This window comes from Cloacibacterium caeni (assembly GCF_907163105.1).
In the GTDB taxonomy this organism is placed as follows: domain Bacteria; phylum Bacteroidota; class Bacteroidia; order Flavobacteriales; family Weeksellaceae; genus Cloacibacterium; species Cloacibacterium caeni_A.
The window spans coordinates 1,137,967-1,151,363 of the sequence record NZ_OU015321.1 but is presented as its reverse complement, the minus strand read 5'-3'; the positions used below and the strand labels follow the sequence as shown (position 1 = coordinate 1,151,363).

12 protein-coding genes are annotated in these 13,397 nt (G+C 31.7%); 7 read left to right on the top strand and 5 right to left on the bottom strand.

The features are described from left to right. Positions 1-47: 47 nt before the first annotated feature. The 3 genes from KKQ76_RS05330 to KKQ76_RS05320 are packed head-to-tail and all read left to right on the top strand — an operon-like array spanning position 48 to position 1,735. Positions 48-506 carry a low molecular weight protein-tyrosine-phosphatase gene (locus KKQ76_RS05330; protein WP_213196152.1) on the top strand — a complete coding sequence of 153 codons (459 nt, stop codon included), beginning with the start codon at positions 48-50 and terminating at the stop codon, positions 504-506. Further along, positions 503-1,015 (top strand): hypothetical protein, encoded by a 513-nt coding sequence (locus tag KKQ76_RS05325; protein ID WP_213196151.1) that lies wholly within the window; start codon positions 503-505, stop codon positions 1,013-1,015. The genes KKQ76_RS05330 and KKQ76_RS05325 overlap by 4 nt, the downstream gene beginning before the upstream one ends. A 21-nt stretch (positions 1,016-1,036) precedes the next feature. Further along, complete coding sequence (locus KKQ76_RS05320; protein ID WP_213196150.1) at positions 1,037-1,735, top strand: SAM-dependent methyltransferase; 699 nt, start codon at positions 1,037-1,039, stop codon at positions 1,733-1,735. Positions 1,736-1,737: 2 nt separating this feature from the next. Here the strand turns inward: KKQ76_RS05320 and KKQ76_RS05315 are convergent, their stop codons facing one another. Next, complete coding sequence (locus KKQ76_RS05315; RefSeq protein ID WP_213196149.1) at positions 1,738-2,133, bottom strand: hypothetical protein; 396 nt, start codon at positions 2,131-2,133, stop codon at positions 1,738-1,740. A 155-nt stretch (positions 2,134-2,288) separates the two neighbouring features. Further along, positions 2,289-2,762 (bottom strand): Mpo1 family 2-hydroxy fatty acid dioxygenase, encoded by a 474-nt coding sequence (locus KKQ76_RS05310; protein WP_213196148.1) that lies wholly within the window; start codon positions 2,760-2,762, stop codon positions 2,289-2,291. A 97-nt stretch (positions 2,763-2,859) separates the two neighbouring features. Here KKQ76_RS05310 and KKQ76_RS05305 point away from each other — a divergent pair, with 97 nt between their 5' ends. Next, entirely contained in the window at positions 2,860-3,564 is a 705-nt protein-coding gene (locus KKQ76_RS05305) for a class I SAM-dependent methyltransferase (RefSeq protein ID WP_213196147.1), read from the top strand. Positions 3,565-3,567: 3 nt separating this feature from the next. Here KKQ76_RS05305 and KKQ76_RS05300 read toward each other — a convergent pair whose 3' ends face one another. After that, on the bottom strand, positions 3,568-4,134 hold the full coding sequence (locus tag KKQ76_RS05300; protein ID WP_213196146.1) for a hypothetical protein: 567 nt from the start codon (positions 4,132-4,134) through the stop codon (positions 3,568-3,570). 241 nt (positions 4,135-4,375) lie between these two features. Continuing rightward, complete coding sequence (gene metG, locus KKQ76_RS05295; protein ID WP_213196145.1) at positions 4,376-6,409, bottom strand: methionine--tRNA ligase; 2,034 nt, start codon at positions 6,407-6,409, stop codon at positions 4,376-4,378. Between the two features lie 362 nt (positions 6,410-6,771). Here metG and KKQ76_RS05290 point away from each other — a divergent pair, with 362 nt between their 5' ends. The 3 genes from KKQ76_RS05290 to KKQ76_RS05280 are packed head-to-tail and all read left to right on the top strand — an operon-like array spanning position 6,772 to position 12,300. Further along, positions 6,772-9,489, top strand: coding sequence for a SusC/RagA family TonB-linked outer membrane protein (locus KKQ76_RS05290; protein ID WP_213196144.1), 2,718 nt, complete (start codon positions 6,772-6,774; stop codon positions 9,487-9,489). A 12-nt stretch (positions 9,490-9,501) separates the two neighbouring features. After that, positions 9,502-11,139 (top strand): RagB/SusD family nutrient uptake outer membrane protein, encoded by a 1,638-nt coding sequence (locus KKQ76_RS05285; RefSeq protein WP_213196143.1) that lies wholly within the window; start codon positions 9,502-9,504, stop codon positions 11,137-11,139. 18 nt (positions 11,140-11,157) lie between these two features. Then, positions 11,158-12,300, top strand: coding sequence for a SusE domain-containing protein (locus KKQ76_RS05280; RefSeq protein ID WP_213196142.1), 1,143 nt, complete (start codon positions 11,158-11,160; stop codon positions 12,298-12,300). Positions 12,301-12,378: 78 nt separating this feature from the next. Here KKQ76_RS05280 and galE read toward each other — a convergent pair whose 3' ends face one another. Beyond that, positions 12,379-13,395, bottom strand: a complete 1,017-nt coding sequence (gene galE / locus KKQ76_RS05275; RefSeq protein ID WP_213196141.1) for a UDP-glucose 4-epimerase GalE — start codon at positions 13,393-13,395, stop codon at positions 12,379-12,381. Between the last annotated feature and the right edge of the window lie 2 nt (positions 13,396-13,397).

Sequence of the window (13,397 nt, the reverse complement as noted above, 5' to 3'; positions counted from 1 at the left end):
AATTTAGATTTGAAAAATTCCTTTTTTAATTAAATGAAGACTTACTTATGAAAATTTTAATGGTTTGCCTCGGAAATATATGCAGAAGTCCATTAGCAGAAGGAATTTTGCGTTCTAAAATTTCAGAAAAATATACGGTTGCAAGTGCAGGAACGATTTCTTTTCATGAAGGAGAACATCCTGATAAACGTTCTACCAAAATTGCCAAAGAATATGGCGTAGATATTTCTCATCAAAGAGCTAATTACTTTACCGAAAAGCATTTAGAAGACTTTGATAAGATTTTTTGCATGGATTTAAAAAATTTAGAAGATGTATTGTCAAAAGCCAAATCTGAAGAACAGAGAAATAAAGTTTCCTTGATTATGGAAGAAGCTGGCGTTTTATCTGATGAAAAAATAGAAGTTCCAGATCCGTATTATGGCGATATGAGTGATTTCGAAAAGGTGTATAAAATGTTAGATCAAGCTTGTGAAGCGATTGTAAAAAAATATGAATTAAGATGAGAAATTTTGTAATTTTATTTTTAATTATAAGTTCAGGATTAACTGCTCAGGAACGTTCAAGCAAAGAGAATTTAAAACTCTTCGTAAAAGATTATTTCAACGTGATAAACGGTAAAGATTCTACCAGTATTTCTACTTTTTTGTATGACGAAAATGTTTCTTGGGTTGGTACTTATAAACAAAAAACTTACGAGGAATTATCTCACCATCATCATAAACTTAAACCTACTTTTTCTGGAAATTTTAAAAATTTTAAATCAGACTTATCAGAAGGGAAAAACTCAGAAGTAAAATATGATAATGTAAAAATCATAGAAGACGGAAAAGTAGCTTCTATTAGTTTAGATTATAGTTTTTGGGTGAATAATAGTATGAAACATTGGGGTAAAGAAATCTGGACACTCGTAAAAGTTTTTAATCAATGGAAAATTTCTAATATTGTCTATTCTATGGAAAACGTAGAAAATGCAAAACAACCTTCTCTGAAACAAAGACTCAAAAATCATTAATATTAAAAGTAGTTTTAAAGTATGCTTTTCCTTATTCCCGCTTATTTATCCGATGAATCTCCGATAGACTATTTTGCTCCGTCAATTAAAGAATACATTCTTAAAACCGATTATTTTTTCGTGGAAAACGAAAAAACAGCCAGAAAAGTCATTAAATTTTTTGCACCAGAGAAAAAACAAAGTGATTTAAAGCTTTTTCTTTTGGATAAATATTCTGAATCTAATGATTTAAAAGAAGCACAAAAACTCATGAAATCTGGTCAGGATTTCGGATTGCTTTCCGAAGCGGGATTGCCTTGTATTGCAGATCCTGGAAATCTGATGGTAAAATGGTGTCATGAGAATAATATAAAAGTAATCCCAATTAATGGACCAAGTTCTATCATTTTAGCTTTAATTTCGAGTGGTTTTAATGGACAGGAATTTACCTTTCACGGATATTTACCCATTGATAAGGAGCAAAAGAAAAAGCAGATTCTCTTTCTAGAAAATCAAGTTCAAAAGTCGGGGTATTCTCAGATTTTTATGGAAACGCCCTACAGAAATAATCAACTTTTAGAAGATTTAATTAAATTTCTCAATCCTAATACGAAACTTTGCATCGCTGCAAATATCAATCATCCAACCGAAGAATTTATCAAAACCTTAAAAATCTCTGATTGGAAAAATAAAAAACCGGAACTTCATAAAATTCCGGCGGTATTTGTTTTGGGGAAATAAACTTATTTTTTCTTGTAAGTATAAGTATATCCGTCATTTACGTCATCACTTAGAATCAATGTTTTTTCTTCATTGTTAACAATCATTTGGTCTGGTGCATTAGAAAAATCGATGTAAACTCTTTCGTAATGTTCTAAGTTAGAGACATTTTTATAAAGAGAAAATGTACCTTCACTGGTTACTGTGCCATTAGTAGTAATGGTGTATTTTTTATCAGAATCTAATTTCATGATAATGGTTTTTCCGCTTGAAGCAGGTGTTTCTGTGGTGTTTCCAACTCCACCTGTAGAAGAAATCCATTCCCATTCTCCAACTACTGGACTCACATCTGTATCGTCTTCACTTCTACAAGAAAAAACAGCCAAAAATGCGAATATTGCAAAGATTAAATTTTTCATATTTTTTATTTTCTACAAATTTAGGCATTATTTTCTATCAATTTTATTGAATAATATCATAATAAAGTTCAGAATTGGTATTCTTTTTTTGAAGTTCAATCTTTATTAATAATTCATCATAAAGATTTTGTGTGTTTTAAAATTTTAAAATCATCTTAATATGGAATTCTGATTTTCTTTAGTATAAAATGCAAAAGCCAAATTGGTCCAATCAATAAAAACTGTAAATCTTTTAAAAAACTCGGTTTTTTACCTTCAATTTTATGACCGATGAACTGAAAAATCCATGTGATAACAAAAATGGAGAGATAAATAATCCAAGAATTTTCTTTAAAATGTACATTGATAGCATAAGCAAAATGTTCCATTAAAAGCATTAAGAATAACATGATGATGGAAATTCTCCATGAAAGAGTAAAGTAAAAAATACTTACCAAAACAAGCGCAACAATACTGGCAATGCTGATGCAACCAAAATAAGGTGCGCAAAAATGAGGCGCAGGAATAAGACTGATAAATCCTACAATGGTAAAGAAAATTAAAGGAACGCAAATCCAATGAATAAATTTGTTGGTTTGGTTTTGGTGACTTTCTGCGTATTCTGCAAAAAGTTGGTCTATTTTTCTCATATTTTTTTAATTTTTCTAAAAGTAATAAATCCATTCTAAAGTCAGAATATTTTTTGAAATTTTAAATTATGTGATTCCTAATTAATATTTTTGCAAAATGAAAGACTTAATGGGACGCGCGATTTGGGATTATTATTACCAAGAAAATTCTGAAGATTTACAAACCGAAACTTCTATCTCAGAACTGGATGATTTGCCAGTTTCTTATCTTTTTAGAAATTATCAAGAAATGAATGCTTTAGAAAAAAAAGCATTGGATTTGTCTTTTGGTAAGGTTCTAGATGTAGGTTCAGGAGCAGGTTCACATAGCCTTTATCTGCAAAATGAAAGAAAATTAGAAGTAACTGCACTAGATATTTCTCCGAAATCTATTGAAATTTGTAAAGCAAGAGGTGTAAAAAATGCCATCTGCGAAGATTTGCTTCAATTTTCTGAAAAGAATTTTGATACCGTTTTGCTTCTCATGAATGGTACTGGGATTTTTCAAAGTTTGGAACACATTGACCAATACTTGCAAAAACTGAAAAGTCTAGTAGCTGAAAACGGACAAATTCTCATAGACAGTACAGATATTCTGTATATGTATGACCAAGATGAAGATGGCGGAGTTTTGGTTCCTGCTACTGGTTATTACGGGGAATTAGATTATTATTTGCATTACAAAGGAGAATCTGAACTGCCAATGAAATGGTTGTATTTAGATTTTGATACCTTAGAAAATGCTGCAATTGCTAATGGTTTTAAAATTCAAAAAATTGAAAAACTAGAAGATTCTTATTTGGCTCAACTTACGTTAAACTAAGGTTTATTCTACATTCCAAAGTAGAAAATTGATGATGTCTATTCTTTTTCTTTGGTTTTCATCAAATAAATCTTGAAAAATTTCAAAATGATAAGGAATCGTTAATGCAAATTTATCACGATTAATTTCGTCTGTGATTTTAGAAAGTTCAATATAGGTTTCATTTGGAATTTGTTTAGAAATTTCTATGAAAAGAGCATTGTATTTTTGTTTTTCTTCGTCTGAAAGTCTTTCTTTAAATGAAGAATGATTTTTTAGAATTAATGTATTAATATTAGGGTAAAAAGTATAATATGTATAATCAGCCAAAAGTTTCAAATTTGTATTATCTTCAGGAGCTAATTTAGCAGAACTTTTTAAATGTTGAATTTTTAAGTCCGTTAATTTTGCATTTGTAAAATTAATTTCATTTCTTTTTCCTGCGTATTTTTCTATTAATAAATTTTGAAAATTTTGAACAAAAACAAATCTTAATTGTTCTTCATTACTAATTTTTTCAATTTTTTGCGCTTGGAAATTCCCCAATCCAAAAAATAAAAAGCAGAGGAGAAGTGATTTAAAAAATTTCATAGAATTTTCTTTGTCTAAAAATAAAAAAGATTTCGGAAATATGAAAATTCTCGCTGATTTAGCAGATTTAGCTGATGATTGAGTTGCAATTAGCTGAAAAACAAAATTTTGAAAATTTAAAATGTAAAAAAACTCTCGCTGATTATGCGAAAGTTACAGTGAAAATCTGCAAAATTAGCACAATCTGCGAGAGCATATTTTAATCTTTGAACTTCCGTCTTCCGACTTCTGTCTTCTAACTTTAACCTATTTCAATTCCGTTTTCTACGGTTTCATCAGGCGTTACAAAACTCAATTTTCCATCAGGTTTGGTGGTTAAAAGCAACATTCCTTGAGATTCTATTCCACGGATTTTTCTAGGAGCCAAGTTCAACAAAATCATCACTTGTTTTCCTACCACTTCTTCTGGTGAAAAACTCTCTGCAATCCCTGAAACTACGGTTCTTACATCAACTCCAGTATCTACTTTTAACTTCAATAATTTATCTGCTTTTTCTACTTTTTCGGCTTCTAAAATAGTGGCAGTTCTTAAATCAATTTTCGTAAAATCATCAAAAGTGATTTCTTCTTTCATGGGATTGGCTTTAGGATTAGTTTTTGCGTTTGATATTTTGGTATTTTCTAATTTTTGAATTTGGAAATCAATGGTTTCGTCTTCAATTTTTGAGAAAAGGAGAGAACTTTCATTGATTGAGTGTCCTGTTTTTACGAAAACTTGAGCATTTTCCACTTCTTGCCAAGAAATTTTCTCAGTATTGAACATTTTTAACAATTTTTCCGAAGAAAAAGGCATGAAAGGCTCGCATAATTGAGCTAAACCAACCGCAATTTGTGCTCCTACAAACAATGAGTTGGCTGCCTTTTCAGGATTGTCTTTAATGGTTTTCCAAGGTTCTTCGGTTTGTAAATATTGATTTCCGAAACGTGCTAAATTCATTAATGCTGAAAGAGCATTTCTGAATTCATATTTGCTTAAATATTCGTTGATTTCTTTCGCCGTTTTTGAAATTTCAGCAAGTTCTTCTGCGTTTTCATTTCCAGCAGGAATTACTCCATCATAATATTTATGAATAAGAACTGCAACTCTATTAATGAAATTCCCAAAAATCCCTACCAATTCAGAATTATTTTTGGTTTGGAAATCTTTCCATGTAAAGTTATTATCCTTAGTTTCTGGTGCTGAAGAAAGTAATGCGTAACGCAAAACATCTTGTTGACCTGGGAATTCTTCTACATATTCGTGCGCCCAAACTGCCCAGTTTCTAGAGGTAGAAATTTTATCATTTTCAAGATTTAAAAATTCAAAAGCAGGAACATTACTTGGCATAATGTATTTTCCATGAGCTTTCATCATTGCAGGGAAAATAATACAGTGAAATACAATGTTATCCTTACCAATAAAATGAATTAAGTCTGAATCGTTTGATTGCCAATAATCTTCCCAGTTTTTACCGTTTTTTGCCGCCCATTCTTTGGTGAAAGAAATGTAACCAATTGGCGCATCAAACCAAACGTAAAGCACTTTTCCTTCTGCATCAGGAAGTGGAACTTGTACACCCCAGTTTAAATCTCTGGTCATTGCTCTAGGTTTCAAGCCATCATTCAACCAAGATTTTACCTGTCCGTAAACATTAGGTTTCCAGTCGTTTTTATGGCCTTCTAAAATCCACTCGTTTAAGAAATCTTCATATTCATTTAAAGGAAGATACCAGTTTTTGGTTTCTTTAAGTACAGGAATGTTTCCACTCAATGCAGATTTTGGATTAATTAATTCTGAAGGAGAAAGCGTAGAACCACATTTTTCGCATTGGTCACCATAAGCTCCATCATTTCCACATTTAGGGCAAGTTCCTACAATGTATCTGTCTGCCAAAAATTCACCAGCTTGTTCATCATAATATTGTTCTGAAACTTCTTCTGTGAATTTTCCGTTTTCGTACATTTTTAGGAAGAAATCTTGAGAAGTTTTTTTGTGATTTTCTGAAGAAGTTCTAGAATATTCATCAAATGAAATGCCTAAGTCTTCAAAAGATTTTTTTATGATTGCGTGATATTTATCTACAATATCTTGAGGAGTTACGCCTTCTTTTTTTGCTCTAATAGTAATAGGAATTCCGTGTTCATCTGAACCACAGATAAAAGCAACATCACTTCCTAATCTTCTTTGGAAACGTGCGTAAACATCAGCAGGAATATATACTCCTGCTAAATGACCGATATGAACAGGACCGTTTGCATAGGGTAATGCAGCGGTAATCATTTTTCTCTTCTGCATGGAAAATTTTTTGCAAAGATAAGGTTTTGTTTGCCTTTTTGGAAAATTTTGACTTGTAGGTTTAGATTTTGGTAAAAATTTTCTTTGTTAACATTTGCTTAACATATCAAATTGCTAAACATTCGTTTGAAATATTGCGAAATCTTTCATTGTCTCATTAGTGAGATAATAAATTAAATTGAATTGATTTACAATGTTTTATCTTTTAATTCGTACAAAACACACTGATTCTTATCATAAATAATTAACATTTTTTAGATAAATTTAATAAATATTTAAAAATTTCATAAATTAGCAGTGCATAATTGTAATAGAAATTATGCGATGTGAAAAATGAATATTAATCCTTAAATTTTATTTTTGTGAGAAACTATAGTAAAGTTTTAAAAATTGCTCCGGCTTTTTTATTGGCAGGAACAATTATGCTAGAAGCTCAACAAAGAGATTCAATCAAACAAAGAGACATTGAACAAGTTGTGCTTATTGGTTACGGTAAACAAAAAAAATCTGACTTAACAGGTTCTGTGGTATCAGTAACTGCGAAAGATTTTAATGGTGGATCTACATCTCCAGAGCAATTAATCCAAGGTAAGACACCTGGTGTTCAAATTACGACTAACGGAGGTGCTCCTGGTTCTGGTTCTACAATTAGGCTAAGAGGTGGTTCTTCATTTGTTAGTAATGATCCACTTATCGTTATTGATGGTGTTCCTATTGAAGTTGGAGGCGTTTCAGGCGCATCTAATTTATTAGCATCAATCAACCCAAATGACATCGAAAGTTTTGATATCTTAAAAGATGCTTCGTCTGCTGCAATTTATGGTAACAGAGCTGCGAATGGTGTAATTTTAATTACAACTAAAAAGGGAACTGCTGGTAAACTAAAAGTGAATTTTACGACGAACATGACTGTTTCTACTAAAATGGGCAATCTAGATGTAATGACAGCAGATGAATTTAGAAATTTCGTCAATACTTTTGCTTCTAATGAGTATAAAGCTAAATTAGGAACAGCAAAAACGAATTGGCAAGATTTAATTTATCAAGAAGCATGGGGAACTGATAACAACCTAGCATTATCCGGTGGTGTAAAATGGTTGCCTTACAGATTGAGTATTGGGTATAACCATCAAAATGGTATTTTAAAAACTAATGAATTTAAAAGAACATCTTTAGGTCTTAATTTAAACCCTAAATTCTTTGATAATCATTTGACAATTAATGCAGGATTTAAAGGTTCATTTATGGATACTAGATTTGCAAACGAGGGTGCAATAGGTGCTGCTCAGCAATTTGACCCAACTCAATCCGTTTATTCTTCTGATCCAAGATTTGGTGGTTATAATGAATGGTTGTTAAATGGTGGTTTAAATGACCTTGGTACTAAAAACCCACTAGGTCTTCTTTACGGAACAAGAAATATCTCATCTGTATGGAGATTCTTACCAAGTTTACAATTAGATTATAAATTCCATTTCTTACCAGATTTAAGATGGAATGTAAACTTAGCATATGACTATGCAAAAGGAGAAGGAGTAGCACAAACATTCCCTAATTCAGCTAGTGGATATAATAGTTTAGGTTCTTATAATAACTATGAAAATGAAAATAGCAGTAAATTATTAGAAACTTATTTCAATTATGTTAAAAAAGTAGGCGCTGTAAACTTAGATTTAATGGCAGGTTATTCTTACCAGACATTTGAAACAAAAACGCCAGCTATTACTACCTATTTTGGTCAGGGAACTCCTAGTACAGGTCAAGCTTTTGAAGCAGAAAGAGTATTGCTATCTTACTATGGTAGAGCAATCTTTACTATCGCAAATAAATATATTATTACAGGAAGTATGAGAAGAGACGGTTCTTCAAACTTCTATAATGGTACTGCTGATAATTTATGGGGTAATTTCCCTTCTGTAGCGTTAGCATGGAAAATTAAAGAAGAATCTTTCTTAAAAGATGTAAATACAATCACTAACTTAAAATTAAGAGCAGGTTGGGGTGAAACAGGGCAACAGAATGTAAATGGTTTTTATCCAGCATTTGCAAGATATAATATTAGTTCTGATGGTGCTCAATATCAATTTGGTAATCAATTCTATTATCTATACAGACCAGAACAAAATAACCCTAACTTGGTTTGGGAAACTATGATTACTAAAAACATTGGTTTAGATTTTGGTTTCTTTAATAATAGAGTAAATGGTGCAGTAGATGTATTTAAAAAAGTATCAGATAACTTAATTGCTAGAGTACCGGTTGCTGCTGGTGGATTAAGTAACTACAATGTATTAAACGTAGGTAAGATTGAAAATGAGGGTATAGAAGTAAATCTTAATGTGGTTCCTGTGAAAACAGAAAAAGCAACTTGGGATTTAAACTTTAACTTCAGTAAATTCAATCCTGTTGTAACTTATATATCTCAAGACGTTTCTGATGACTATATTATTAGAACAGGAGGTATTTCTGGTGGTACTGGTAATACGATTCAAGGGATTACAAAAGGACAAGTATTAAATTCGTTTTATGTGTACCAACAATTATATGATACTAATGGTAAACCAATTAATGGAGCTTATGTAGACAGAAATAATGATGGTCTATTTAATGAAAGTGATAAATATTTCTTCCATTCTCCAAATCCAGATGCTATTTTTGGTTTTTCTACTAAGTTTACTTATGGAAATTGGGATTTAGGAATGTCAATGAGAGCAGTTTTAGGAAACTATGTGTATAATAATGCTGCTGCAAATAGCTCAATACAAGATATTGCTACTAATGGATTCCTTAAAAATGGTGAGTCAAGTGTTTTAACTTATCAGTTCAGTAAGCCAGAATATTTTTCAGATATTTTTATTGAAGATGCATCTTTCTTAAGAATGGATAACTTATCATTAGGATATAATTTTGGTGATTTCTTAGGAAATAACAAAAGTAACTTAAGAGTTACTGCAATGGCTCAGAACTTATTCGTAATTACTAATTATACAGGAGTAGATCCAGAAGTATTTGGTAATATAGATAATGGTTTTTATCAAAGACCAAAAGTATATTCTTTAGGTTTTAATTTCCAATTCTAAATTTTATTAAAAATGAAATATTTAAATATAAGAACAAAAACAATCTTTGCAGGAGCATTAGGTCTTTTATTATTCACCGCTTCTTGCGAAAAAGATTTAGAAATAGAACCAATTACAGAAGTTACTTCTGCTAGTGTTTATAAAGATTTTGCTAACTATCCTAAAGCTTTAGGTAAGGTATATGCAGGAGTTGCAATTGGTGGACAATCAGCACGTGATGGAAATGCAGACGTATCAGGGATTGATGGTGGTACTTCTAACTACATGAGACAATTGTATACTATGCAAGTAATTACCACAGACGAAGCCGTAATTGGCTGGAATGATGGTAACTTACCAGACATGCATAAAATGACTTGGAACTCATCTAACGAATTTATTGGTGCTATTTATTACAGAATTTATAACGTAATTGCAGTAGCTAATGAGTTTATTAGAAATACTTCAGATGAGAGATTAGCAGCTAACGGAATTACAGGTGCTAATGCTACAGAAGCTAAATACATGAGAGCTGAAGCAAGATTTTTAAGAGCACAAGCTTATTACCATGCTTTAGATTTATTTGGTAACGTTCCTTTTGTATTAGAAACTGATCCTGCAGGAACACTTCCAAAAAGAATTGAAAGAGCAGAATTATTTAAATTTGTAGAAAACGAACTTAAAGCACTAGAAACAGAACTTAAAGATCCTAAAACTAATGAATATGGTAGAGCAGATAAAGCTGCTGCTTGGACTTTATTATCAAGATTATATTTAAACGCAAAAGTATATTCTGGTTCAGAAAGAAATAACGACGTGATTACCTATGCTAACAAAGTAATTGGAGCTGGTTATGAGCTTAAAAAACAAACTATTCAAGTTCCTGATCCAGATAATCCAGGTCAAACTAAGCCAAAAGATATAAGCTATGAAAGTTTATTCTTAGCAGATAACCACTTAAATAACCCAGAAGTAATTTTATCAGTAAATTATGATGGTATTAAAACCCAAACTTTCGGAGGATCTACATTCTTAGTTCGTGCTTCAGTAGGTGGAGAAATGAATGCTGCTGACTTTGGTATTAACGGAGGTTGGGGTGGTATTAGAACTACTAAAGCATTTGTGAATAAATTTACAGACCCAGCTGATAAGAGAGGTAGATTCTTTACTCAAGGTCAAACATTAGAGATTACTGATCTTGGAGATTTCAAAAGCGGTTATGCTTTTATAAAATACAAAAATGTAACCTCTACTGGTGCTATAGGTTCTCATGCAGCAGGAGAATTTGTAGACACAGATATTCCTATGTACAGATTAGCAGATGTATATTTAATGTATGCAGAAGCTACTCTAAGAGGAGGTAACGGTTCTAGAGCAACGGCATTAGAATATATTAACGCTCTTAAAACGAGAGCTGGTGCTGCTAACATTTCTGATGCTGATTTAACTTTAGATTACATCCTAGACGAAAGAGCTAGAGAATTAAGTTGGGAAAATACAAGAAGAACAGACCTTATTAGATACGGTAAGTTTACTTCTGCATCTTACTTATGGCCTTGGAAAGGTGGTGTAAAAGACGGAAAAGGAGTTCAAGAATTTAGAAACTTATTCCCAATTCCAGCTGCTGACATTACCGCAAACCGTAATTTAGTACAAAACCCAGGTTACTAACCATCAAAATTTTAAACAATGAAAAATATTTTTAAAATATTATTTGCAACCATATTAGGAGTGTTTTTATCTTCTTGTGACAGAGATGATACACTTGCTGTAGCTGAGTTGAAGTCAAATCCAGATATTATTTCATCTCTTTCTGCTACTTCTTATGTTATCAATGATACTAATCTTAGCAATACTTTTGAAACAATTATTTTCAAGAAAGCTAATTTTGGGGTAAACGTAGAAACAGAAAATCAATTAGAACTTGCTCTTGCAGGAACTAGCTTTGCAAAACCAATAAATTTAGGAGTTGCAACTTCTGATAATTATGTGAAATTAACCTATCAAGAGTTAAATAATGCATTAATTAACTTAGGTTTAGTGCCAAATACTCCTGCTGATGTAGAGGTAAGAGTTAAATCTAATATTAAGTCCGGAAATACTAATCCTACTTATGTTTATTCGTCACCTATTTCTTTTAAAGTAACTCCTTTCAAAGCTAATCCTGATGATTTATTCAAAAAAATAAATGTACCAGGTGCTTATGCAGGAGCTGCAGGATATGAAAATTGGAGTCCAGCAAATTCTCCAGATTTATATTCTCCTAAAAATGATGATGTTTATAAAGGTTTTATTTATATTACATCTAGTTCTAATCCTGATGATTACCAATTTAAATTTACAATCAAACAAGATTGGGCTAATGATAAAGGTGATGATAACACTTTTACAGGAAAACTTCTACAAGATGGTGAAGTAAACTGTAAAGTAACTACTGGAGGTGCTTACTATGTAAAAGTAGATTGGGCTGCTAATACTTATTCTACTAACTTAGCTAACTTTGGTATGATTGGTGATGCAACACCTACAGGATGGAATTCTGATACTGATTTTGTGTATAATCCTACAACAAAAACATATGTAATTAATTCTATTGCTCTTTCTACTTCAGGACTTTTTAAATTCAGAGCAAATGATGCTTGGGATATGAAATTCCAACCAGGAAGCGCTGATCAAACTTTAGTTTCTGGAAAAGAAGTGCAAACATTTCTAAGTTCAGAAGGTACAGTAAGTGGAGACCCTAATTATAAGGTTGCTGAAGCTGGAAATTACAAAGTAGAACTTGATCTTCATAACTCAGGTTATTACAAATTAACTCTTACAAAGTTATAATCTCAAATATTTTTATAATTAAAATAACCACACTGAAAAGTGTGGTTATTTTTTTAAGAAAATAAAAAAATAAGTTGATTAACTTCTGGTTTCTAAATATTTTTGCCATTGCCAAACGGTTCTGAGTGCTTCTTCTAATGAAGTTTCAGATTTCCAACCGAGTTCTTTTTCAGCTTTATCAGCGTTTGCATAAGCGATGGTAATGTCTCCTGCTCTTCTTTCACAAATTTGGTAAGGAACAGCTACATCATTGGCTTTTTCAAAAGCATGAACCACTTCTAAAACTGAACTCCCTTTTCCTGTTCCCAAATTATAAATATCTACCAGCGTTTCAGAGTTTTCAGAAATTAATTTCTGCAAAGCTTTTACATGCGCTTTTGCCAAATCTACCACGTAAATATAATCTCTAATTGCAGTTCCATCTTCAGTTTCATAATCATTTCCCCAAACCGAAAGTTTCTCACGAACTCCTGCCGCAGTTTGCATTACATAAGGAACCAAATTATTCGGAATTCCGATAGGTAGTTCTCCTAATTTTGCTGAAGGATGCGCTCCAATTGGATTAAAATACCTCAACAAAGTCACTTTTTTCTGATGAGCGATTGCAAAATCTTTCAAAATTTCTTCGCCCATTTGTTTGGTTTTCCCGTAGGAAGATTCTGGTAATTTCAGAGGTGTATTTTCGTCGATTGGCATTGTATCCGCTTGTCCGTAAACCGTACAACTTGAACTAAAAATGAAATTAGAAATATTCCTTTCTTTCATTTCTTGCAAAAGATTGATGAGCGAAAACAAATTATTTTCGTAATAATCAATGGGCTTTACCTGAGATTCACCCACCGCTTTATACGCTGCAAAATGAATACAACCTTCGATTTTGTGAGCATCAAAAACTTGTTTCAGTAATTCCTTTCTTTTCAAATCAAAAGGATAGAAAATAGGTTTTTTGCCCGTGATTTCTTCTATATTTTTAAGGATAAATCTTTCAGTATTGGATAAATCATCAATGATAACTACTTCAAAATTATTTTGTAGCAGTTCTACCACAGTATGAGAACCAATATATCCTAATCCGCCTGTTACGAGTATAGTCATTT

Coding starts and splice junctions, on each gene's coding strand:
- KKQ76_RS05330 (WP_213196152.1), top strand. CDS start 48: ATGAAAATTTTAATGGTTTGCCTCGGAAATATATGCAGAAGTCCATTA.
- KKQ76_RS05325 (WP_213196151.1), top strand. CDS start 503: ATGAGAAATTTTGTAATTTTATTTTTAATTATAAGTTCAGGATTAACT.
- KKQ76_RS05320 (WP_213196150.1), top strand. CDS start 1,037: ATGCTTTTCCTTATTCCCGCTTATTTATCCGATGAATCTCCGATAGAC.
- KKQ76_RS05315 (WP_213196149.1), bottom strand. CDS start 2,133: ATGAAAAATTTAATCTTTGCAATATTCGCATTTTTGGCTGTTTTTTCT.
- KKQ76_RS05310 (WP_213196148.1), bottom strand. CDS start 2,762: ATGAGAAAAATAGACCAACTTTTTGCAGAATACGCAGAAAGTCACCAA.
- KKQ76_RS05305 (WP_213196147.1), top strand. CDS start 2,860: ATGAAAGACTTAATGGGACGCGCGATTTGGGATTATTATTACCAAGAA.
- KKQ76_RS05300 (WP_213196146.1), bottom strand. CDS start 4,134: ATGAAATTTTTTAAATCACTTCTCCTCTGCTTTTTATTTTTTGGATTG.
- metG (WP_213196145.1), bottom strand. CDS start 6,409: ATGCAGAAGAGAAAAATGATTACCGCTGCATTACCCTATGCAAACGGT.
- KKQ76_RS05285 (WP_213196143.1), top strand. CDS start 9,502: ATGAAATATTTAAATATAAGAACAAAAACAATCTTTGCAGGAGCATTA.
- KKQ76_RS05280 (WP_213196142.1), top strand. CDS start 11,158: ATGAAAAATATTTTTAAAATATTATTTGCAACCATATTAGGAGTGTTT.
- galE (WP_213196141.1), bottom strand. CDS start 13,395: ATGACTATACTCGTAACAGGCGGATTAGGATATATTGGTTCTCATACT.